Raw genomic sequence first — 22,699 nt, forward strand, 5'->3', positions numbered from 1 at the left:
CCACCCCGGTACGGCCTAGGAAGCTTCAGTTTGGTTTGTGAATTTTTTTTGGCGGCCCCCCGCCCAACTACGCCCAACCGGTTGTGGGGTGGGTCCACGCCCCCCCCCCACAACGGCCATGGGCCTGACTTGAACCGCATCAACGCCGCAGGTAAGCCCCGAAATCAATATCCCCCGCACTGAGGATCGCTTGCACCCGGTTGTGCACGTTGAGTTTGCGCAGAATCGCCGAGACGTGGGCCTTGACTGTGGTTTCGGCGATGTCGAGGGTGTAGGCGATCTGTTTGTTCGATTCGCCCTTGGTCATGCGTTCGAGCACCAGCAGTTGCTTGCGGGTCAGGGCCTGGAGCAGTTCGGGCGGGAAGGCCGGGGTTTCGTTCAGCCGGCGGCCTACCGGGTTCTTCTGGGTACGGATGATGTCCGGTGGCAGGTACACATTGCCGTTGAGGATCTGCTCGATGGCATCGGTCATCTGCGAGCGTGGCGAGGACTTGGTGATGAACCCCACCGCGCCGTAGGTGATGGCCTGCAGGACAATCTGTTTGTCCTGCTCGGCGGAGACGATCACCACGGGAATGGTCGGGGCCTCGTTGCGCAGGTTGATCAGGCCATTGAGGCCGTGCATGCCGGGCATGTTCAGGTCCAGCAGGATCAGGTCCAGGTCGTCGTGCTCGGCGGTCAGGGCCAGGGCACTGTCCAGGTCGGCGGTTTCCATGATCTCGCTGCCAGGAAAACCGTCGCTGATGACGTTATGGATGGCTTCGCGAAACAGTGGGTGATCGTCGGCTATCAGGATTTTATACATGGCCATTCACCTCATTATTGTGTTGGGGCTGGAGCAGTTGCACGCACGTTCAAGATCAGGGAAAAGGTTCAGGCCGCGCCGCTTGTACGGGCAGGTGGGCACCCTCCCAGGCATCGACGCCGTCGCGGTACCAATACAGATGCTTATAGCCCATGGCTGCGGCGCGTTTTACCGCGTTCCAGCTCAGCCAGCAATCGGAGCGGCAATAAAAGACCAACGGTTGCTCCGTGCGCCCGGCGGTGGCCTGGCGCAGGTGGTAGGCGAGGTAGTCCTGCCAGGTCGGGTCGAGCTCGCCATCACCGGTATTGGCCAGCCAGAGGCTGCCGGGCAGATTGGCATGGGGTTCGTTGTCGATGAAGCGCCCCTGGACCCAGGGTCGACGGTAGACGTCGATCAGCACCGGGACGGGTGTCTGTTCGAGCAATTGCTGCAACGCCGGGGTATCGATCGTCCGGGCGCCTTCCACGGCGTCGGGAGTGGGGCTGCGATACCGGTCGATGCGATAACCCTGGGGGGAAAACAGTGCCGTGTCGGCCAGCGCGACATTCATCGACAGGCCCAGCAAGACGACCGCCAGTAAACGGAGCATGGGATTGATCCTTGTTGTTATGCGTCCATTACATGACAGGGTCGCGGTCTTGGGAATGCGACCATGGACAGGAAAACCAGTACTAAAGTCGTAATTTGCAATTTGAATTCACTTCGCATTGGAAGTGGACGAGGCCCCTTGTGGGAGCGGGCTTGCTCGCGAAAGCGGTGGGGCAGCAACATGGATATTGACTGACCCGACGCTTTCGCGAGCAAGCCCGCTCCCACAACGGGATTCGAGTTGTCTGGATTATCCGGTCTTGCGCAGCGCCGCATGTTGCGGGTTGAAAGTCCACACCGCTGCCAGCGCGAACACCAGGGTCAACCCCACGCACACCGTCATCGCCAGCAGGTTGAACTGTCCATACAAGGCATACCGCACCAGTTCCACGCCGTGGGTGAACGGATTCACCGCGCACAGCCAGTACAGCCACGGGCTGGCCTCGAGCATCTTCCACAGCGGATACAGCGCCGAGGACAGAAAGAACATCGGGAAGATCACGAAATTCATCACCCCGGCGAAGTTTTCCAGTTGCCGGATCGCGTTGGACAGCAGCAAGCCCAGAGCGCTGAGCATCAGCGCCACCAGCAGCAGAGCCGGCAGCGCCAACAACAACCCTATGGCCGGCGGCTGGACGCCATACAGCCAGGCGATGGCGAGGAAGGCGTAGACCTGCAGCAACGAGATCAACGAGGTCGCCAGCAGTTTGCTCGCGAGCAGGAAGGCGCGGGGCAGGGGGCTGGTCAGCAGCACCCGCATGCTGCCCATTTCCCGGTCGTAGACCATCGAGAGCGAACCCTGCATGCCGTTGAACAGCAGGATCATGCAGGCCAGCCCAGGCACGATGTACACCTCGTAGGGAATGTAGGTGTCATAGGGCGCAATGATCGCGATACCCAATGCCGCGCGAAAACCGGCGGCGAATACCAGCAGCCACAGCAGCGGGCGCACCAGGGCGCTCAGCAGCCGTGTGCGCTGCAATACGAAGCGCAGCCATTCGCGCATGACGATGCCGCTGAAACATTGCCAATACGCGTTCATGCCTGGGCTCCCGAAGTGGTCAAGCGGGTGAAGGCCGAGCCCAGGGTGCCGCCATGTTCCTGGCTCACGGCCTCGGCGCGACCGCTGGCGACCAGGCGGCCCTGGTGCACGATCAGCAGATCGTCGCAGGGTTGTACTTCATCCAGCAGGTGGGTGGTCCAGAGCACGCTGATGCCCTGTTCGTCGCACAGTTGACGAATGTGCCGGCCCAGGGCCTGGCGGCTGGCCGGATCGAGGCCGACGCTGGGTTCGTCCAGCAACAACAGGCGAGGTTCGTGCAACAGCGCCCGGGCGATTTCCACCCGGCGACGATGCCCTCCGTTCAGATCGCGGACCCGTTCATGGCGTCGCTCGGTCAACTGTTGCCGGGCCAGTTCGGCGTCGATCCGGGCCATCCCTTCGCGCCGCGACAAACCGTGCAGGGCGAGGTGATAACGCAGGTTCTGTTCGACACTCAGGTCCAGGTCCAGGGTGCTTTGCTGGAACACCACGCCCAGCTGCTGCAGGGCCGGCCGTGGCGAATGCTGCAAGGAATGGCCGCCGACACGGATCTCGCCACGCTGCACATCGTAAAGACGCGTGAGCAGGGCGATCAGCGTCGATTTGCCGGCGCCGTTAGGGCCCAGCAGCGCGGCGAAGCGCCCGGCGGCGAGGCTGAAATTCATCTGCTTGAGGGCTTCGCGCGGCCCGTAGGCAAAGCTCAGGTCATTGACCTCCAGGGCGTTCATGGCGTCACCACCACGCCCCAGGGGTAGCGCCCGACCTTCACCGATTTGAGCACCTTGCGGCTCTGCACGTCGATCACCGAGACATCGCCGCTGACGCCGTTGGTGGCCAGCAACTGGCGCTGGTCCGGGGTAAATGCCAGTTGCCAGACCCGGCGCCCTACCAGCAGGTAATCCAGGATCTCGAAGGTCTTCGCGTCGATCACCGCCACATGGTTGGCCGGGCCCAGGGCGACAAAGGCCAACTGGCCGTCGGCGCTGAGCTTGATGCCTACCGGCTGGACCTTGTCCGGATGAACGCCCTTGATCTGGAAGTTCAGGGTCTTGAGCACCTTGCGCGTGGCGACATCGAGAATCGTCACGGTGCCGCCGATCTCCGCCGAGGCCCAGAGCTGGCTGCCGTCGCGATTGAACTCGACGAAGCGCGGACGCTGATCCACCAGCGTGCTGTCGGCCAGGGTCTGGGTGCTGGTGTCGATCCAGTGCAGCATGTTGGTGGTTTCACTGGTATTGACCGTCCACTTGCCGTCGGGGCTGACGGCCATGCCTTCGGGCTCGACACCGACGCCGATCTGGCCCAGCACTTCGGAGGTCTGGGTGTCGATGACGGTCACCAGGGCGTCGTCTTCGTTGGAGACGTAGAGCCAACGGTCGTTGGGGTGCAGGGCAAACTGCTCCGGGTCCTTGCCGGACGGCAGTTCCTTGATGATCTTGCGGGTGGCGACGTCCATCACCTGGACCCGGTCCGAATCGCTGGCGCAGATGTACAGCAGACGATTGTCGTGGGACAGCAGCAGCCCCCGCGGACGCTGGCCCACCGGCAGGGTTTCCACTACTTCCAGGCTCTGCATGTCGATCAGGCTCAGGCTGTTGTCTTTCTCGTTCGAAACCCAGGCGGTGCTGGCGGCGGCAGGGCCGGTGGCGAGCAGCACCGCGCCGAGGGCGAGTACCTGGCGCAGCAGGATCGATTGGAACGGCGGGCGGCGCATGGCGGTTTTCCTTATTGTTGTTTTCGATCAGGGGTAGCGGCAGCTCACTTCGGGCCGGTCGTAGCCCAGGCTGTCCATTTCATTGGTGGGGTGCAGGAAGCCGTCCTGGGGCGAGGTGCTGACCAGGGCCCGTGGCTGGACCAGGGGAATCGGTTGGCGCAGTTGTCCGTTCCAGGGGCGATAACTGAGCTTGCGACCCTTGAAGCCGTCCAGCGGCAGTTGATCGCTCAAGGCCAGTTGGCGAATGGCGAACGGGTCGGCCTGGCGCAGTTTGCTCACCGCGCTGGCGACGCTACGCACGGCGATCCAGGCGGCGAAGTCACGGTCGTTCATCCAGCGTCCGGCCAAGGCTTCGAAGCGTTTTTGCAATTGCGCCGCGCCGTAAGTTTCCACGGTCTTGTGCCAGCCGGTGGGGGTCAGCCCCTGGGTGCCGGCCACCGGGCGCGGGTACCAGGTCTGGTAGGGCAAGTACTCGCCGAAGTCGCCACGCTCATCGGCCACCAGCACCGCGTCGTATTCGGCAGTCTGGGTGAACAGCGGCATGTCGGCCTGGGCGCTGCGGCGCTGGTCGTTGTCGAACTGCCAGGTCTTCTCGGCCACGGTCTTCATGCCGAAGCGTTTCATGGCCCGGCGCAGGGCGCCGGCATAGGCCTGGTCCTCGGGCGTCCGCCCGATGATCAGCAACGCTTTCTGCCATTGGCGCACGACGCTGAATTGCACCAGGGCGTCGGCGAGCATGGCCCGGTCGGGCAGGCTGTGCAGCACGTTGCCCAGGCAGTCGGTGGTGCGCAGGCTGTCGTCGGGGCTGCCGGCATTGAACAGCAGGCTGTCGGGCAGGGCGGCGCTGAGTTGGCGCAGGCTCGCGGCGGGGGCATTGACCACGAACAGCCGCAGGCCTTGTTCATGCTGCGCGCGGGCGGCCTCAAGCAAGGCTTCGGGGCTGTCGACGCTGGCGCTTTCCAGGCGGTAATCCTGCTTGAGAAAACGTCCGGTGCTGTTGCTGTCGATGATCGCCAGTTCGGCGCCGCGCAAACCTGCGTCGGCGGGCTCGGCAATGACGTTGGACAACAGCGGCCCCGGATCGGGCCGGTACCCCAGGTAACCGATGCGCACCTGCAACGGCATCGCGTCCTCGGCCTGGACGGTGGTGGCTGCCATCAGAGCGATCAAGGTGAAACTGACGAGCCGGCGCATAACACCTCCATTGCGGGTAGCGCCAGCATAGGAAGCCCTTGGTCAGGGGGAAATATGCAGAAAGTACCGCCGGGGCAGTACCAAGGTAGTAGCTCGCCGTCGATGTCGGGGTTTTAGGATGCAGACCATCGTCATTCATCAGGGAGCGGACAGACCATGCAGACTTTCAAGGCCTTGCTGCTGCCGTTGTTGCTGATACTGAGCTTGATTGAGGTGGATCGGTTTTCTGCCAGGTATAGAACCTTCAAATATCCGCAATTTCCTGTGGGAGCGGGCTTGCTCGCGAAGGCGGCAGACCTGTCGATACCGATGCAAGCTGACCCACCGCTTTCGCGAGCAAGCCCGCTCCCACAAGGGATCTACGGCGTGCATACAGATTGCACGCACACTCCGACTACAGGCCGCTAATCATGTCGGCGCTTTGGCGGATCAATCTGTGGGTGGTGGCCTTCTTCGGCCTGGTCACCCTGGCCTGTGGAAGCCTGTTGCTGCATCAGGCCATGACCGACGTAAGGCGCGAGCTGCAATCGGCCGGTTCCGTGGTGCAATACCTGCGTGAAACCGCCGAGCACGATCCGACCAGCCTCCAGGAGCGCCTGACCGGCAGCCTGCGTCATGTGCGGGTGCGCTGGCTGGCGCCGGGGGAGCACCTGCCGACGGGTGTCGACAGTGGGCTGAAGGCCTGGCTCGGCCATCAACTGCTCGTCGATGGCCCGACGCCTCAGGTGGTCGGCCTGCGGGACGGTCGTCAGGCCTGGATTGCCGTCGACCCACGGGACGAAATCGAGGAAATCCTCGATTCGCTGGTGCAACTGCTGGGCGTCTGTGCCATGGCCCTGTTGGCCAGTCTGTTGGTGATTCGCTGGGCGGTGCACCGGGGCATGGGGTTGCTGGATGAACTGCTCGAAGCGTTGCGCCAGGTCTCGGCCGGCGATCTGCGGGTGTGCCTGCCTACCGAAGGCATCCCGGAAGCGCGGCAACTGGCCGGGCACTTCAACCGGATGACCGCCGCCCTGGCCCGGTCCCAGGCCGATAACACCCGACTCACCCAGGCGCTGTTGGCTGTCCAGGAACAGGAGCGCACGCACTTGGCCCAGGCCCTGCACGATGATCTGGGCCAATACGTGGCTGGCATACGCGCCCGGGCCTGCCTGTTACGCTTGGTGGTTGACCAGCCGTCGGTACTGGAGCAGACGGTCAGCCAGCTCGAAGATCACTGCGAGCACTTGCAGCAGGGGTTCCGGGCGCTGGTACACGACTTGTACCCGGTGGTACTGCAGCACTTGCCCCTGGACGAAGCCATCGGATTGTTGGCGCGCCAATGCCAGGACACCCATGGCATCGCCTGCGAGTTGCGGATCGATTCCGCTTTGCCGCCGTTGTCAGGGCCAGACAAGACTCAGCTGTATCGCCTGGTCCAGGAGGCATTGACCAATGTTGCCCGGCATGCCAACGCCACCCGGGTTCGGATCCGCCTGCGCCAGCGCGGCGGACATTTGCACCTGTGGGTGCGCGATAACGGCCTGGGGGCGACGCAGCCGCCCCGACCGGGTGTCGGCCTGCATTCGATGTCCGAACGGGCTCGCAGCCTGGGCGGCGAGCTGCGTGTTCTCTGCCGTCCCGGTGCCGGCTGGGCGTTGGCCTTGAATATCCCTCTGGAGGCACGATGAACATTTTGTTGGTGGATGACCATGCAGTGGTCCGGCAGGGCTTCGCCAGCCTGCTACGGGCCTTGATGCCTGATCTGCAAGTCCGCGAAGCGGCCACGGGCGAAGAGGCGCTGAGCCAGGTGCAGGAACAGGTGCCGCACCTGGTGATCATGGATTTCGGCCTGCCCGGCATCAGTGGCCTGGAAACCACCCGGCGCCTGCGTCAACGCCTGCCGCAACTGCGTGTGCTGTTCTTCAGCATGCACGATGAATTGCCATTGGTGCGCCAGGCCCTGGACGTCGGCGCCGCGGGTTACCTGACCAAGAACTCGGCACCTCAGGTACTGGTGGAGGCGGTGCGACGGGTATTGGCCGGCCACGCCTATATCGAACAATCCCTGGCGACCCAGCTGGCTTGTGCCAGCTCCCGGCACGAGGCCGACCCGCGCCTGCAATGCATGACTCAGCGCGAGCTGGAAATTTTCGTCATGCTCGCCAAAGGCACCCCTGCACGCATGATCGCCGAGCAGTTGTGCATCAGTGCCAAGACCGTCTCCAACCACCTGACGCTGCTCAAGAGCAAGCTGCAGGTCAGCTCCCATGCCGAATTGGTGCATTTGGGGATTGATCTGGGGGTGGTGCGGGTGGCGGGGTGAGAGGTTCATAGGCATCACTCTTTGGTCCCTGAATATGAATACCTTGTGGCGAGGGGACTGTGTCTGGCGAAAGTCCTTCATCATTCCCAGGATTCCGGGCATCCCTTGCAACCCTGCATATTCGCACCCTGGAAATTCCCATAATGCTGGCGTGATCCGCTCAGGTTGGCCTGTTCCAGGTTGCTTTCCCCCAGCTTGGCTTCCTGCAGGTTGGCGTCCCGCAGGTCGGCGCCCTTGAGGTCGGCCTTGCTCAGCCAAGCCATTTCCAGGTCGGCGGCTTGCAGATTGGCATCATGCAGGCGCGCGCCGGACAGTCGGGAAAATTGCAGGTACGCGGCGCTCAGATCGGCGCCTTGGAACTGTGCGCCCTGGGCGAACAGCCCCCAGGCCTGGACAGCCTTGAGGGTGGTGTTGGTCAGGTCGGCCAGGCGCAGGTTGCTTTGTTGCAGGCTGGCGCGGGTCAGGTTGGCGCCTTGCAGACGGGCCTTCTCCAGATTCGCCAGGTCCAGCCGCGCATGGCGCAGATCGGCACCCCGCAGGTCCGCGCCGCTGAGGTTCATCTTGCGCAGGTCCTGGTTCGCCAGTTGGGCACCTCGCAAATCGGCACCGGGGCATTGGCTGGATTCGGCGATGACGCAGCCGTTGAGGGTCAGGGGGGCTTCGGTGTCGTCGGCGTGGGCGTTGAAGACGAGCAGCACCCATGCCAGAGGCAGGTAGTTCATGGCAGTAGACTCGATCGACTGTGGGAGCGGGCTTGCTCGCGAAGGCGCCGGGTCAGTCAATATCGATGTTGCTGACCCGACGCCTTCGCGAGCAAGCCCGCTCCCACAAATGGGGAATTGGGTTGAGGTTTTGAAGGCGCGCTATTTCTGCGCCGTGGCCTTGTCCCAGCCCGGGATCTTGAACACCCAGAACGAGCCGCCCTGTGCCACCGGCTTGGTCAGCTCTGCCATGTCGCCGCCCCACAACGGCACGGCGCCGCCATAACCGACGGTCACGCCGATGTACTGCTCGCCGTCCTGTTCCCAGGTGATGGGTGGGGAGACGATGCCGCTGCCGGTCTGGAATTTCCACAGCTCCTTGCCGGTCTTGGCATCGAACGCCTTGAAGAAGCCATCACCGGTGCCGGTGAACACCAGGTTGCCCTTGGTTGCCAGTACGCCGGCCCACAATGGCAACGGCTCCTTGTGTTCCCAGACCACCTTGCCGGTGGTGGGGTTCATCGCTCGCAGGCTGCCAACGTGATCGTCGTACATGCGCTTGATGCGAAACCCCATGCCGAGGTAGGCCGAGCCCTTCTTGTAGTTCACTTCTTCGGTCCAGTATTCCTCTTTCCACTGGTTCCCCGGGACGTAGAACAACCCGGTGTCCTGGCTGTACGCCATGGGATTCCAGTTCTTGCCACCCAGGAATGGCGGCGAGACTTCCACCGGCTTGCCCCTGGTTTCGCCGGGCAACGGCTTGGCCGGACGCTGGCCGGGGTTCTCCACGGGGCGACCGGTCTTGAGATCGATGTGGCTGGCCCAGGTGATGTTGTCGACGAAGGGAAACGCGTTCTGCAACTTGCCGTTGTTGCGATCCACGACATAGAAGAAACCGTTGCGGTCGGCATGGGCGGTGGCCTTGATGACCTTGCCGTCCTTGTCCTTGTAGTCGAACAGCACCAGCTCGTTGTTGCCGGAGAAATCCCAGGCATCGTTGGGTGTGTGCTGGTAGAACCACTTCACTTCGCCCGTGCTCGGGTCGACGCCGACCTGGCCGGAGGTGTAGAGGCTGTCATAGTCGTGGGGGTTGCCATCCTTGGCAGTCCGGGCCCAGGTGTTCCAGGGGCCGGGGTTGCCCGCGCCGACGATGATGGTGTTGGTCTCGGGGTCGAAACTGGCGCTCTGCCAGGGCGCGCCACCGCCGTGGCTCCAGGCTTCGACCTTGCCCGTCTCGGTGGTCTTGTCGTCGGGCCAGGAGGGCGCCTTCACGTCGCCCGTGGGGGTGCTGTCCTTGCCGTTGAGGCGGCCCATGTGGCCCTCGACGAAGGGACGCATCCAGACTTCCTCGCCCGTGTCGGGATCGCGGGCGAACAACTGCCCGACCACGCCGAATTCATCGCCGGAACTGCCATGGATCAACAGGACCTTGCCGCTGGTCTTGTCCTTGATCAGCACCGGGGCGCCGGTCATGGTGTAGCCGCCGGCGTGATCGCCGAACTTTTTGTTCCATACGACCTTGCCGGTGTTTTTGTCCAGGGCGACCACGCGTGCATCCAGGGTGCCGAAGTAGATCTTGTCGCCATAGATGGCCGCGCCGCGATTGACCACGTCGCAGCACGGGCGAATGTTGTCCGGCAGGCGGTGGTTGTAGGTCCACAAGCGCTTGCCGGTCTTGGCGTCGAGGGCGAACACCCGGGAGTAGGAACCGGTGACGTAGACCACGCCGTCGCTGACGATGGCCTGGGATTCCTGGCCGCGCTGCTTCTCGTCGCCGAATGAATAGGACCAGGCCGGGGTCAGCTTGAACACGTTCTTGTCGTTGACCTGGGCCAGCGGGCTCCAGCGCTGAGCGTTGGTGCCCATGCCGTATTGCAGCACGTCCCGGGTGGTCAGGTGGTCGTTGGCGATGTCTTCCCAAGTGACGGCAGCGCTGGCCAAGGGGCTGAGCGACAGGCCGCCGGCCAGCAGCAAGGCGGCGTTAAGGGCGCAGAGGGCGGATGGATTTTTTATTGTCATGGTGGGCATTCCCAGTGAGGTTTTGGCCTGACTAGGTTGGATCGCGCCGGGGCCCGCCGATACGGAAAAAGTCCCGCCTTTGCCGGGAAGACTTCCCGAACCGCCTGTCTTTGCGACCTGCGTCGGATGGCCTGCTACCAAGGAACTAGGACCCGACCACCAAAGCAGCATTCGGCTGGCGCGGCACGGTTCCTAAGATGACGGCACGGCCTCTGTAGAGAGGTCAGCGTGCAATCCAGAGGGCATAACAATGACAACAAAACGCAACGCCATCATCGCTACCGCTTTGCTGATGGGGCTGACCGGCGCAGGCTCCGTGTGGGCCCATGGCAACGTAGTGCCCCAGGCAGTGGAAACCAAGGGGTTGACCCCGGTCAAGGACACCAACCTGCCATTGGACGCCGATGGCTGGGCTTCGCAGAACCCTTATCGCAACTCCCCCGAACGGGACAAGGCCGTGGAAATCGGCGCCTCGGCGTATAACCAGAACTGCGCCGCGTGCCATGGCCTGGAGGCCAAGTCCGGCGGGATCGCCCCGGACCTGCGCATGCTGGATGCCGCCGAAGCCGGAGATGAATGGTTTGTCGAACGCGTGCGTCACGGCGCGGTACGCGACGGTCGGGTCTACATGCCGAAAATGGCCGATTACCTGAGCCAGGAAGCCTTGTGGGCCGTGCGCACCTACCTCGACAGTGTTCACGTCGAGGAGTGATCGCCATGCGCCTGTTCGCGTGGGTAATCTGCAGCGTGCTGCTGTGTAGCCAGGCCGTGCAGGCGCAAGTGCGCAGCTACGACCAGATGATCGCCGCCGGTGAGTTGAAGGTGGCGGTGTACAAGGACTTTGCGCCGTACAGCTTTGAAGCCGACGGCCAGCCCAGGGGCGTCGATGTGGAGCTGGCGCAGGCCCTGGCGAAAGCGCTGGGTGTGCACCTAAAACTGATCTGGGCGCCGCCCGGCGAGAAGCTGGACGACGACCTGCGCGATTACATCTGGCGCAGCAGTCCGCTGCACGACCGTCAACTGGCCGACCTGATGATGCGCGTGCCCTACGATCACGATTATGTGCAAAGACGCAACGACGTCGGTGAACTGGAAAACGCTCAGGTGGTGATGTTCGGCCCTTACCAGCAGGAGTGTTGGCAGGTGGCCTATGACCGCAGTCGATTGGATTCGGTGGGCAGCGTCGCGGTGTTCCAGCAGCATCCCATCGGGGTGGAAGTCGACAGCGTGCCGTCGTTCTACCTGACGTCGGTGTTCAACGGCATGCTCAGCGCCAAGACCCATCACTACCCCAGCGTCGCCCAGGCATTCAAGGCCATGCAGGCGGGGGAGGTCGACGCCGTCATGGCCATGCGCGGCGAGGTTGACTGGCAGGTCCACGAGGCCGCCGATCCGCAACTGGCCTTGGCGGAAAATGCCTACCCGAACATGGGCAAGCAGCGTTGGGAAATCGGCATGGCGGTGCATGAAAGCAACCGGCAACTGGCCTATGCCGTGGAGGAAGCGTTGGAAAGCCTCATCCGCGACGGCAGCCTCAAGGCCGTCTATGCCCATTACGGCCTGCGTTACGACGTGCCGGAGATGTATCAATAGGAGCGCAGGGATGAAATGGCTCGCGTGTTGCCTGCTGGGGGTCGGCCTGCCGATGATGACGCTGGCAGCGGTCGAGCCGGGAAAGGACCCGGTTCCGTCGGTGATGTGGGCGTTCTATCACAAGCAACTGCTGGGCGACGCGCCGTTCGTGTTCGACGAGCGGGTCCGGTTGTTGGCACCGCCCTTTGCCGAAGACGCCCGCCAGGTGCCGCTGGAAATCGACGCCCGCGCCTTTGCCGGCGACGTGGTCCGGGTGCTGGCCTGGGCGGAACTGAATCCGTTGCCCAGGATCGTCGACTTCCATCCGGGGGAGCGGGTGTTGCCCTGGCTGTCGATCCGCATCCGCATCGAGCAAGCCACGCCATTGCGCGCCGCCGTACAGACCCGCGATGGCCTGTGGCACGTTGGTTCGACCCTGATCGATGCGGCCGGGGGCGGTTGTACCGCGCCCAGTGTGGTACGCACCCAGCCGGGCTGGGAGGAACACCTGGGCGAAGTGCTCGGTGCCCGTTATTCCCGGGGCGACAGCAGCCGCCTGCGGGTGCAGGTGGCCCATCCGATGGACAACGGCCTGGTGAGCGGCATTCCTGAGTTCTTCCTCAACCAGGCTCAATTGCTCGACGCCGACGGCCAGGTGCTGGCGCGCCTGGAGCTGTTCCCGGCGGTCAGCGAAAACCCCAACCTGGGCTTCGACGTACAAGGCCCCGGGCAGACCCGCCTGATGTTGCGCGACAACAGTGGCAATCAATTCGAGGCGGCGATCCCCTGACCCCAAGGAGCGCGCCATGCGCTGGACACTATTGATCTGCTTGTGCCTGCCGGTGTGGGCCGGCGCGGCGGACTATTCGCTCAAGCCCCGGCAGATTGCCGAGGACACGTGGCTGCTGGAAGGCAGCACCGAGAATTTTGCCAAGGCCAATGGTGGCAACATCGTCAACACCGGTTTCATCGTCACCAACGCCGGCGTGGTGGTGATCGACACCGGGCCGTCGAAGCGCTACGGGGAAGCTCTGCGCCAGGCTATCGCGGCGACCACGGACAAACCGGTTGTCCAGGTGCTGTTGACCCATCATCATCCGGACCACGTGCTGGGCAACCAGGCCTTCAGCGACGTACCTGTCGGCGCCCTGGCGGGCACCACCGACCTGCTCCGCCAGCAGGGCGATGCGATGGCGGAAAACATGTACCGACTGGTGGGCGACTGGATGCGTGGCACCGAGGTGGTGCTGCCGACCCAAACCGTGGTTCCCGGTACGCTGAAGGTGGGCAATCATTCGTTGCGGCTGTTGCAACTGGCCGGGCACACCGGGGCCGACCTGGCGATATTCGATGAAACCACCGGCGTGCTGTTCGCCGGCGACCTGGTGTTCTACGAACGGGCCCTGACCACGCCAAACAGCCCGGGATTGGATGTGTGGCTCAAGGACCTGGACACGTTGCAGGCCTTGCCCTGGAAACTGATCGTCCCCGGCCACGGCCCGCTGGCGAGCGACCAGCGGCCCTTCTGGCAGATGCGCGACTACCTGAGCTGGCTCGACCAATTGATGCGCGACGGCGCCGCCCGGGGCGACGACATGGCCGAGATGATCCGCAGCCCCATTCCCGAGCGCTTTGCCGGGATCAGCCTGAGCCGTTATGAGCTGATTCGCAGTGTCAGTCATTTGTATCCGCGGTATGAGCGGGTGGGGATGAGGCGGGTGGATGCCAAATGACCCTTGGCTGAGCAATTCCTCTGTGGCGATTTTCATATGTACCAAGGAACTAGAAAACTCAACACAGCGGGCAATTGTTGGCAGCGGCCCCGAGCCCAAGAATCTGTGGCAGACCGGGAAAATTTCCCGGGTATAACAATAACCGCAGAGGTAGCCGTCATGACTCATCCCGCACGTCGCCAACCCTTCGCCGTGAGCCTGCTGCTCAGTGCCATGCTGCTGTCGGGTTCGGCCCTGGCCGCCGTGACCGATCAGGAAATTCTCCAGGACCCGAAAAACCCGCAACAGGTCGTCACCAACGGCCTCGGCGTCCAGGGCCAGCGCTACAGCCCGCTCGATACCCTCAATGTCAACAACGTCAAGGACCTGCGGCCGGTCTGGGCGTTCTCCTTCGGCGGTGAAAAACAACGCGGCCAGCAGGCCCAGCCGATGATCAAGGATGGGGTGATGTACCTCACCGGATCCTATTCGCGGGTGTTCGCGGTGGACGCTCGTACCGGCAAGAAACTCTGGCAGTACGACGCGCGTCTGCCCGATGACATCCGTCCCTGCTGCGATGTGATCAACCGTGGCGTGGCGTTGTACGGCGACCTGGTGTTCTTCGGTACCCTCGATGCCAAGCTGGTCGCCTTGAACAAGGACACCGGCAAGGTGGTCTGGAGCAAGAAAGTCGCCGACCACAAGGAAGGCTACTCCATCAGCGCCGCGCCCATCGTCGTCAACGGCAAGCTGATCACCGGCGTGGCGGGCGGCGAGTTCGGCGTGGTGGGCCAGATCAGCGCCTTCGATCCGAAGAACGGCGAGCTGCTGTGGACCCGTCCGACCGTGGAAGGGCATATGGGCTATGTCTACAAGGACGGCAAGGCGGTCGAGAATGGCATCTCCGGTGGCGAAGCCGGTAAGACCTGGCCGGGGGATCTCTGGAAAACCGGCGGCGCGGCGCCGTGGCTGGGCGGCTACTACGATCCGGAAACCAACCTGCTGCTGTTTGGCACCGGCAACCCGGCCCCATGGAACTCCCACTTGCGTCCTGGCGACAACCTCTATTCCTCGTCGCGCCTGGCCCTGAATCCGGACGACGGCAGCATCAAGTGGCACTTCCAGAGCACGCCCCACGACGGCTGGGACTATGACGGCGTCAACGAGCTGATCTCCTTCAACTACAAGGAAGGCGGCAAGGACATCAAGGCAGCGGCCACCGCTGACCGTAACGGCTTCTTCTACGTGCTCGATCGCACCAACGGCAAGTTCATCCGTGGCTTCCCGTTCGTCGACAAGATCACCTGGGCCAGCGGCCTGGACAAGGACGGTCGGCCGATCTACAACGAGGCCAGCCGTCCGGGCGCGCCGGGCAGTGAAGCCAAGGGCAGCTCGGTGTTCGTCGCCCCGGCGTTCCTGGGCGCGAAAAACTGGATGCCGATGGCCTACAACCAGGACACCGGGCTGTTCTACGTGCCCTCCAACGAGTGGGGCATGGACATCTGGAACGAAGGCATCGCCTACAAGAAAGGCGCGGCGTTCCTCGGCGCGGGATTCACCATCAAGCCGCTGAACGAGGACTACATCGGCGTGCTGCGAGCCATCGATCCGAAGACCGGCAAGGAAGTCTGGCGCCACAAGAACTTCGCGCCGCTGTGGGGCGGGGTACTGACCACCAAGGGCAACCTGGTGTTCACCGGTACGCCTGAAGGTTTCCTCCAGGCCTTCAATGCCAAGACCGGGGAAAAGGTCTGGGAATTCCAGACCGGTTCCGGCGTGCTCGGCTCGCCGATTACCTGGGAAATGGACGGCGAGCAATACGTCTCCGTGGTTTCGGGCTGGGGCGGCGCGGTGCCGCTGTGGGGCGGCGAAGTGGCCAAGCGCGTGAAGGATTTCAACCAGGGTGGGATGCTCTGGACCTTCAAGTTGCCGAAGGAGTTGGTGGCGAAACGCTGAGTTGACGCGGTATTCACTGTAGATACAAAACCTGTGGGAGCGAGCCTGCTCGCGATAGCGGTGGATCAGCTTGCATCGATGCTGAATGTGCCGACGCCATCGCGAGCAGGCTCGCTCCCACAAAAAAAGCCGATCCATCCAGATATCCCGGCAAAACCTACGACCAAATAACGAGAGCCCCTCCTGCCAATGACGCATTCGTCTGGCCGGCGGGGCTCTCTACCATCGGCCTATCGCCTGTCCCGTGACAGGCATCGACCAGGCAGAGGCCCATCATGATCTACGCACAACCCGGAACCCCAGGCGCCGTCGTTTCCTTCAAGCCGCGCTATGGCAACTTCATCGGTGGTGAGTTCGTCCCACCGGTCCAAGGCGAATATTTCACCAATACATCCCCGGTCAACGGCCAGGTGATCGCCGAATTTCCGCGCTCCAGCGCCGCCGACATCGACAAGGCCCTGGATGCCGCTCATGCCGCCGCCGATGCCTGGGGCAAGACGTCGGTGCAGGACCGCTCCCTGGTGCTGCTGAAAATCGCCGACCGTATCGAACAGAACCTGGAAATCCTCGCCGTCAGCGAAACCTGGGACAACGGCAAGGCCGTGCGCGAAACCCTCAACGCCGACGTGCCGCTGGCGGCCGATCACTTCCGTTATTTCGCCGGGTGCATCCGCGCCCAGGAAGGCGGTGCAGCCGAGATCAACGAGTTGACCACGGCGTACCATTTCCATGAGCCGCTGGGCGTGGTCGGGCAGATCATCCCGTGGAACTTCCCCTTGCTGATGGCCGCCTGGAAACTCGCTCCGGCCCTGGCCGCCGGCAACTGCATCGTGCTCAAGCCGGCGGAGCAGACACCGCTGTCGATCATGGTCTTTGCCGAACTGATCGCCGACCTGCTGCCGGCCGGTGTGTTGAACATCGTCCATGGTTTCGGACGCGAAGCCGGTGAAGCCCTGGCGACCAGCAAGCGTATCGCCAAGATCGCCTTTACCGGTTCGACCCCGGTGGGCTCACACATCATGAAGTGCGCCGCCGAGAACATCATCCCGTCCACCGTGGAACTGGGCGGCAAGTCGCCGAACATCTTCTTCGAAGACATCATGCAGGCCGAGCCGAGCTTCATCGAGAAGGCGGCCGAGGGCCTGGTGCTGGCGTTCTTCAACCAGGGCGAAGTCTGCACCTGCCCATCCCGTGCCCTGGTGCAGGAGTCGATCTACGTGCCGTTCATGGCCGAAGTCATGAAAAAGATCACCCAGATCAAGCGCGGCAACCCACTGGACACCGAGACCATGGTCGGCGCCCAAGCGTCCGAACAGCAATACGACAAGATCCTTTCGTACCTGGACATCGCCCGCGAGGAGGGTGCCGAACTGCTGACCGGCGGCGCGGCCGAGCGCCTGGAGGGCGACTTGTCGAGCGGCTATTACATTCAGCCGACCCTGCTCAAGGGCCACAACAAAATGCGCGTGTTCCAGGAAGAAATCTTCGGCCCGGTGGTGGGCGTGACCACCTTCAAGGACGAAGCCGAAGCCCTGGCGATCGCCAACGACAGCGAATTCGGCCTCGGTGCCGGCCTGTGGACCCGCGACATCAACCGCGCCTACCGCATGGGCCGGGCGATCAAGGCCGGGCGCGTCTGGACCAACTGCTACCACCTCTACCCGGCGCACGCGGCGTTCGGTGGCTACAAGAAGTCCGGCGTGGGGCGTGAAACCCACAAGATGATGCTCGATCACTACCAGCAGACCAAGAACCTGCTGGTGAGCTATGACATCAATCCGTTGGGTTTCTTCTAATCCGCAAACGCTGCAAAACCCTGTGGGAGCGGGCTTGCCCGCGAAGGCGTCGGCACGTTCACAGAACTCAGTGACTGAACGGCCCCTTTCGCGAGCAAGCCGGCTCCCACATTTTATGTGTGTAGAACCTGCTACCAACGCACCCCACCCACCGCTTCGAAAGTAGCATTCGAAACCAAGGCACCCCGTGCATTAATGAGCTTGCCGGAATCGCCCGGTACAAGAAGAGGAAAGACCCATGTGGACTAAACCCGCGTACACCGACCTGCGTATCGGCTTCGAAGTGACGATGTACTTCGCCAATCGATGAGCGTCGGCCCGGCCTGATGCGTTCAGGCCGGGCTACCCATTGGTCTGATTGCATTAACGGCGGGATGCTTTAGGCTCTGGGTATCCAACACAATAAGAACAGGCTTACCAATGAGCCATGTACCTGAAAAGATGAGCCTCAGCCCGCTACGCAAGTTCGTTTCTCCTGAAATCATGTTCGGTGCCGGTTGCCGGCACAATGTCGGTAATTACGCCCAGACCTTCGGCGCGCGCAAGGTGTTGGTGGTCACCGATCCAGGCGTCATCGCCGCCGGCTGGGTGGGTGATGTGGAGGCCAGTCTCCAGGCCCTGGGTATCGATTACTGCATCTACAGCGACGTTTCGCCCAATCCCCGGGTCGAGGAAGTGATGCTCGGTGCCGAGCTGTACCGGGAAAACCACTGTGACGTCATCGTCGCGGTCGGTGGCGGCAGCCCCATGGACTGCGGCAAAGCCATCGGGATCGTGGTTGCCCATGGCCGCAATATTCTCGAGTTCGAAGGTGTCGACACCCTGCAAGTGCCGAGCCCACCGCTGATCCTGATCCCCACCACTGCCGGGACCTCGGCCGATGTCTCGCAGTTCGTGATCATCTCCAACCAGCAGGAGCGCATGAAGTTCTCCATCGTCAGCAAGGCCGCCGTGCCGGATGTCTCGCTGATCGACCCGGAAACCACCCTGAGCATGGACCCGTTCCTGTCGGCCTGCACCGGCATCGACGCGCTGGTGCACGCTATCGAGGCCTTCGTTTCCACCGGTCACGGCCCACTCACCGACCCTCATGCGCTGGAGGCCATGCGGTTGATCAACAGCAACCTGGTGCAGATGATCGCCAACCCGGCGGACGTTGCCCTGCGGGAAAAGATCATGCTCGGCAGCATGCAGGCCGGGCTGGCATTCTCCAATGCGATTCTCGGCGCCGTGCACGCCATGTCCCACAGTCTGGGGGGCTTCCTGGACCTGCCCCATGGCCTGTGCAACGCGGTGCTGGTGGAGCATGTGGTGGCGTTCAACTACAACTCGGCGCCGGACCGTTTCAAGGTGATCGCCGAGACGCTGGGGATCGACTGCCGTGGATTGAATCATCGGCAGATCCGCACCCGATTGGTGGAACATCTGATTGCGCTCAAGCACACCATCGGTTTCCACGAAACCCTGGGCCTGCATGGCGTGAGCACTTCGGATATTCCTTTCCTGTCCCAGCACGCGATGGATGATCCGTGCATCCTCACCAACCCTCGGGAGTCGAGCCAGCGGGATGTCGAGGTCGTCTATGGCGAAGCCCTCTGACGAACAGCAAAAAGCCCTGGCCGGGCTGTTGGGGTTGGGCAATCATTCGACGCGCAAAAGCCATTACCCTGAACTGGCGGCGCGCCTCGAAGACCTGGAGCTGGCCCGCCAGCGCCTGCAACAGCTCAACGATCAGTTGGAGCAGCGGGTGGCCGAGCGCACCGATGAATTACTGGAAGCCAATCACAACCTCCAACAGCAGATCGCCCAGCGCAAGCTCGTCGAACAACAGTTGCGCGACGCCCGCGACGCTGCACAGGCCGCCAACCGCAGCAAGGATAAGTACCTGGCCGCCGCCAGCCACGACCTGCTGCAGCCGCTCAACGCCGCGCGCCTGCTGATCGCCACGTTGCGTGAGCGTCAGCTGCCGAACGCTGAGCAGGTTTTGGTGGAGCGTACTCACCAGGCTTTGGAGGGCGCGGAAGACCTGCTCACCGACCTGCTGGACATTTCCCGGCTGGACCAGGCTGCGGTTCGCCCGGACATTGCGTCCTATCGCCTGGACGAGTTGCTGGCGCCGTTGGTTTCCGAGTTTCAATCGGTGGCGGGCGCCGCGGGGTTGGAGTTGCGTGCGCGTTTTGGCGAAGAAGTGGTCATGACCGACCTGCGTCTGCTGACGCGCATCCTGCGCAACCTGCTCAGCAATGCCTGTCGCTACACGGACCAGGGCGGTATTCTTCTGGCCGCCAGGCGCCGGGGAGGGCGCTTGAGCCTGGAAGTCTGGGACACGGGGCGCGGGATTGCCGCCGAGTGCCTGGAGTCGATTTTCCTCGAATTCAACCAGCTGGACGTGGGCCGGGCGGCAGACCGCAAAGGTGTAGGGTTGGGGTTGGCAATCGTCGAGCGCATCGCCCATATCCTTGGCTACCGGGTCCAGGTGCGTTCCAGGCCGGGGCGCGGCTCGGTGTTCAGCATCGAAGTGCCGCTGTCGGAGGAAAAGCCGCTGCCTTTGTCCGAGACACCAGTCCTGGCGATGAGCGGCAACCCGTTGCCCGGACGCCGGCTGCTGGTGATCGACAATGAACTCAACATCCTGCAAAGCATGGCCGCGTTGCTGGGACAGTGGGGCTGCGAGGTACTGACCGCCACTGACGAGGCGACCGCCCTGGAGGTGCTGCAAGGCCATGCACCGGAGCTGATCCTGGCGGATTTCCATCTGGATCATGGGGTGGTCGGCTGCGAGGTGGTCAAGCACCTGCGCGAGCATTTCCAGCAGACCATCCCGGCAGTGATCATCACCGCCGACCGCAGCGACCAGTGCCGCCGCGCCTTGCGCAAACTGAATGCGCCGCTGCTGAACAAACCGGTCAAGCCGGGCAAGTTGCGGGCAGTGTTGAGCCAGTTGCTGGGGTAGTGCCAGATAAGCACTGATCCCTTGTGGGAGCGGGCTTGCTCCGGGCGGCGATCCGACGAATGCGGTGTGTCAGGCAATAAATTCACTTCTGACACGCCACTTTCGCGAGCAAGCCCGCTCCGACGAGGTCCCCAGTGCACTTCAAATTCATGGCTGGTCAAGCAGCTACCGTGCCGGAACGGCGCCATCAAAACGCCGCCATTTGGTCGGCGTTTTCGCCCTGAATGTAAAAAGAGGCTTCGGTCTGGTTATTTCATTCTGTAAACTCCCCCCGCTGCGACAATCGGGCAAGGCCATGCCAGCCCCGATCAAGTGGTCTGTGTGGCTGATTCGAGTACAGGCCACCAGACGTTTTGCAGTGTCCCTCACCCAGCTGAAGCCAAGACCTACAAGAAGTCAGTGCCGGAGAGACATAAACCGAGGCCGCTGTATTGCGCGGCCTCTGTAGGTCCATCCTCCAGTCCATTCGAACCAGACACGCTGGCGTTGCCGGCCATGGGCGTGGTCTATCCTTGAACAGACCGGAGGGCGGAATGGCGTTCCATCCTAGGGATACACACATGTTGAAGAAAACACACACGGCGCTGCTGGGCCTGGCGATGGCGATGGGTCTTGCGACCACGCACGCCGCCGAGGCAAAAAAAGTGGACGTCCTGCTCATTGGTGGAGGCATCATGAGCTCGACGCTCGGCGTTTGGCTCAATGAGCTGGAGCCGGGCTGGACCATGGAAATGGTCGAGCGCCTGGACGGTGTTGCCGAAGAAAGTTCCAACGGCTGGAACAACGCCGGTACCGGTCACTCCGCGCTGGCGGAGCTGAACTACACGCCGGAAGACAAGAACGGCAAGGTCGATATCTCCAAGGCCATCGAAATCAACGAAGCCTTCCAGATCTCCCGTCAGTTCTGGTCCTGGCAGGTGAAGAACGGCGTGCTGAAGAACCCGCGCTCGTTCATCAACTCCACGCCGCACATGAGCTTCCTGTGGGGTGACGACAACATTGCATTCCTGAAGAAGCGCTACGAAGCCCTTCAGGCCAGCCCGTTGTTCGCCGGCATGCAGTACTCCGAAGACCCTGCGCAGATCAGCAAATGGGTTCCGCTGATGATGCAAGGACGTGATCCGAGCCAGAAAGTCGCGGCTACCTGGAGTCCACTGGGTACCGACGTGAACTTCGGCGAAATCACTCGCCAGTTTGCCGCTTACCTGCAAACCAAGCCGAACTTCTCGCTGAAACTGTCCAGCGAAGTGGAAGACATCACCCGCAATGAAGACGGCACTTGGCGCGTTTCCTATAAGAACCTGAAGGACGGTACCGAAACCGAGACCGACGCCAAGTTCGTGTTCATCGGCGCCGGCGGCGGTGCTTTGCACCTGCTGCAGAAATCCGACATTCCAGAAGCCCGTGAATACGCTGGCTTCCCGGTGGGTGGTTCGTTCCTGGTGACCGAAAATCCGACCGTTGCCCAACTGCACCTGGCGAAGGCCTACGGCAAGGCTTCGGTTGGCGCGCCACCGATGTCGGTTCCGCACCTGGACACCCGCGTGCTCGATGGCAAGCGTGTGATCCTGTTTGGCCCGTTTGCGACGTTCTCCACCAAGTTCCTGAAGAACGGTTCGTACTTCGATCTGCTGACCAGTACCACGACCCACAACGTCTGGCCGATGACCAAGGTCGGTATAGAGCAGTACCCACTGGTCGAATACCTGGCCGGCCAGTTGATGCTGTCGGATGAAGATCGTTTCAACGCGCTGAAGGAATACTTCCCGGAGGCCAAGCAGGAAGACTGGCGCCTGTGGCAGGCTGGCCAGCGCGTGCAGATCATCAAGCGTGACGAAGAGAAGGGCGGCGTCCTGAAACTCGGTACCGAAGTGGTTGCCGCACAGGACGGCAGCATCGCTGGCCTGTTGGGTGCCTCGCCAGGCGCTTCGACCGCCGCACCGATCATGCTGACTGTGCTGGAGAAGGTCTTCAAGGACAAGGTCGCGAGTCCGGCCTGGCAGGAAAAGTTGCACCAGATCGTGCCGAGCTACGGCACCAAGCTCAACGACAGCCCTGAGCGCGTGGCGCAGGAATGGGCTTACACCAGCGAGGTCCTGCAACTGGATCCTCCACCGGTGATCGGCAAGCCAGGCGCCACCACGGCCCCGACCAAGCCAGAAACGACCCGAGAAGGCAACCCAGCGGCTGACATGGCGCTGTAAAAACCGGACGCTGTCTGGTGAGGTATGAAAACGCCGCTCATTGAGCGTAATGCTGTTCACTTAAGCATTTGAGTCCAAGCCGGGCTTTCTAGAAAATCCGATACCAGTCCTCTGGTATCGGATTTTTTATGCCCATTC

20 protein-coding genes are annotated in these 22,699 nt (G+C 62.6%); 12 read left to right on the top strand and 8 right to left on the bottom strand.

Features of this window, described 5'->3' with window-relative positions; genetic code table 11:
* Nucleotides 1-139 precede the first annotated feature (139 nt).
* The 6 genes from FBX99_RS15555 to FBX99_RS15580 form a co-directional block, all read right to left on the bottom strand.
* Entirely contained in the window at nucleotides 140-805 is a 666-nt protein-coding gene (locus FBX99_RS15555) for a response regulator transcription factor (RefSeq protein ID WP_144929330.1), read from the bottom strand.
* Nucleotides 806-860: 55 nt separating this feature from the next.
* Nucleotides 861-1,394: a PQQ-dependent catabolism-associated CXXCW motif protein gene (locus FBX99_RS15560; RefSeq protein ID WP_145131937.1), complete on the bottom strand. Its 534-nt coding sequence runs from the start codon at nucleotides 1,392-1,394 to the stop codon at nucleotides 861-863.
* A 249-nt stretch (nucleotides 1,395-1,643) separates the two neighbouring features.
* The gene (locus FBX99_RS15565; protein ID WP_144929326.1) at nucleotides 1,644-2,435 is read right to left on the bottom strand and encodes an ABC transporter permease; all 792 of its coding nucleotides are present in this window, start codon (nucleotides 2,433-2,435) and stop codon (nucleotides 1,644-1,646) included.
* The gene (locus FBX99_RS15570; RefSeq protein WP_144929324.1) at nucleotides 2,432-3,163 is read right to left on the bottom strand and encodes an ABC transporter ATP-binding protein; all 732 of its coding nucleotides are present in this window, start codon (nucleotides 3,161-3,163) and stop codon (nucleotides 2,432-2,434) included. The genes FBX99_RS15565 and FBX99_RS15570 overlap by 4 nt, the downstream gene beginning before the upstream one ends.
* Nucleotides 3,160-4,149, bottom strand: a complete 990-nt coding sequence (locus FBX99_RS15575; RefSeq protein ID WP_144929322.1) for a YVTN family beta-propeller repeat protein — start codon at nucleotides 4,147-4,149, stop codon at nucleotides 3,160-3,162. The genes FBX99_RS15570 and FBX99_RS15575 overlap by 4 nt, the downstream gene beginning before the upstream one ends.
* A gap of 27 nt (nucleotides 4,150-4,176) precedes the next feature.
* Nucleotides 4,177-5,343, bottom strand: coding sequence for an ABC transporter substrate-binding protein (locus FBX99_RS15580; protein ID WP_145131939.1), 1,167 nt, complete (start codon nucleotides 5,341-5,343; stop codon nucleotides 4,177-4,179).
* 410 nt (nucleotides 5,344-5,753) lie between these two features.
* Between FBX99_RS15580 and FBX99_RS15590 the strand changes: the two genes are divergently transcribed.
* Both FBX99_RS15590 and FBX99_RS15595 read left to right on the top strand, forming a co-directional pair.
* The gene (locus tag FBX99_RS15590) at nucleotides 5,754-7,013 is read left to right on the top strand and encodes a histidine kinase (RefSeq protein WP_145131941.1); all 1,260 of its coding nucleotides are present in this window, start codon (nucleotides 5,754-5,756) and stop codon (nucleotides 7,011-7,013) included.
* The gene (locus FBX99_RS15595; RefSeq protein ID WP_144929314.1) at nucleotides 7,010-7,648 is read left to right on the top strand and encodes a response regulator transcription factor; all 639 of its coding nucleotides are present in this window, start codon (nucleotides 7,010-7,012) and stop codon (nucleotides 7,646-7,648) included. Before FBX99_RS15590 ends, FBX99_RS15595 begins: the two co-directional genes overlap by 4 nt.
* Before the next feature lie 80 nt (nucleotides 7,649-7,728).
* Here FBX99_RS15595 and FBX99_RS15600 read toward each other — a convergent pair whose 3' ends face one another.
* Together FBX99_RS15600 and exaA are read right to left on the bottom strand one after the other, a co-directional pair.
* The gene (locus tag FBX99_RS15600) at nucleotides 7,729-8,370 is read right to left on the bottom strand and encodes a pentapeptide repeat-containing protein (protein ID WP_144929312.1); all 642 of its coding nucleotides are present in this window, start codon (nucleotides 8,368-8,370) and stop codon (nucleotides 7,729-7,731) included.
* A 141-nt stretch (nucleotides 8,371-8,511) separates the two neighbouring features.
* Nucleotides 8,512-10,377 (bottom strand): quinoprotein ethanol dehydrogenase, encoded by a 1,866-nt coding sequence (gene exaA, locus FBX99_RS15605; protein ID WP_371923856.1) that lies wholly within the window; start codon nucleotides 10,375-10,377, stop codon nucleotides 8,512-8,514.
* 241 nt (nucleotides 10,378-10,618) lie between these two features.
* Between exaA and pedF the strand changes: the two genes are divergently transcribed.
* The 10 genes from pedF to mqo all read left to right on the top strand — a co-directional run bounded on the left by pedF (nucleotide 10,619) and on the right by mqo (nucleotide 22,561).
* Complete coding sequence (gene pedF / locus FBX99_RS15610; protein WP_144931648.1) at nucleotides 10,619-11,080, top strand: cytochrome c-550 PedF; 462 nt, start codon at nucleotides 10,619-10,621, stop codon at nucleotides 11,078-11,080.
* Nucleotides 11,081-11,085: 5 nt separating this feature from the next.
* Entirely contained in the window at nucleotides 11,086-11,961 is an 876-nt protein-coding gene (locus FBX99_RS15615) for an ABC transporter substrate-binding protein (protein WP_145131945.1), read from the top strand.
* A gap of 10 nt (nucleotides 11,962-11,971) precedes the next feature.
* The gene (locus tag FBX99_RS15620) at nucleotides 11,972-12,730 is read left to right on the top strand and encodes a quinoprotein dehydrogenase-associated SoxYZ-like carrier (RefSeq protein WP_145131948.1); all 759 of its coding nucleotides are present in this window, start codon (nucleotides 11,972-11,974) and stop codon (nucleotides 12,728-12,730) included.
* Nucleotides 12,731-12,746: 16 nt separating this feature from the next.
* A complete protein-coding gene (locus FBX99_RS15625; RefSeq protein ID WP_145131950.1) occupies nucleotides 12,747-13,673 on the top strand; it encodes a quinoprotein relay system zinc metallohydrolase 1 in 927 nt (308 codons plus the stop codon).
* A 159-nt stretch (nucleotides 13,674-13,832) separates the two neighbouring features.
* Entirely contained in the window at nucleotides 13,833-15,608 is a 1,776-nt protein-coding gene (locus tag FBX99_RS15630; protein WP_144931640.1) for a PQQ-dependent methanol/ethanol family dehydrogenase, read from the top strand.
* A gap of 275 nt (nucleotides 15,609-15,883) precedes the next feature.
* Nucleotides 15,884-17,404 (top strand): aldehyde dehydrogenase family protein, encoded by a 1,521-nt coding sequence (locus tag FBX99_RS15635; protein WP_144931638.1) that lies wholly within the window; start codon nucleotides 15,884-15,886, stop codon nucleotides 17,402-17,404.
* A gap of 238 nt (nucleotides 17,405-17,642) precedes the next feature.
* Nucleotides 17,643-17,714, top strand: a complete 72-nt coding sequence (gene pqqA, locus FBX99_RS15645) for a pyrroloquinoline quinone precursor peptide PqqA (RefSeq protein ID WP_003243383.1) — start codon at nucleotides 17,643-17,645, stop codon at nucleotides 17,712-17,714.
* A gap of 131 nt (nucleotides 17,715-17,845) precedes the next feature.
* Nucleotides 17,846-19,003, top strand: coding sequence for an alcohol dehydrogenase-like regulatory protein ErcA (ercA, locus tag FBX99_RS15650; RefSeq protein ID WP_144931650.1), 1,158 nt, complete (start codon nucleotides 17,846-17,848; stop codon nucleotides 19,001-19,003).
* On the top strand, nucleotides 18,987-20,357 hold the full coding sequence (locus FBX99_RS15655) for a hybrid sensor histidine kinase/response regulator (RefSeq protein WP_145131952.1): 1,371 nt from the start codon (nucleotides 18,987-18,989) through the stop codon (nucleotides 20,355-20,357). The genes ercA and FBX99_RS15655 overlap by 17 nt, the downstream gene beginning before the upstream one ends.
* Nucleotides 20,358-20,917: 560 nt before the next feature.
* Nucleotides 20,918-22,561 carry a malate dehydrogenase (quinone) gene (gene mqo, locus FBX99_RS15660; protein WP_144931760.1) on the top strand — a complete coding sequence of 548 codons (1,644 nt, stop codon included), beginning with the start codon at nucleotides 20,918-20,920 and terminating at the stop codon, nucleotides 22,559-22,561.
* The last annotated feature ends 138 nt before the right edge of the window (nucleotides 22,562-22,699 follow it).

The sequence above is a fragment of the Pseudomonas sp. SJZ074 genome, from assembly GCF_007828215.1.
GTDB lineage: Bacteria > Pseudomonadota > Gammaproteobacteria > Pseudomonadales > Pseudomonadaceae > Aquipseudomonas.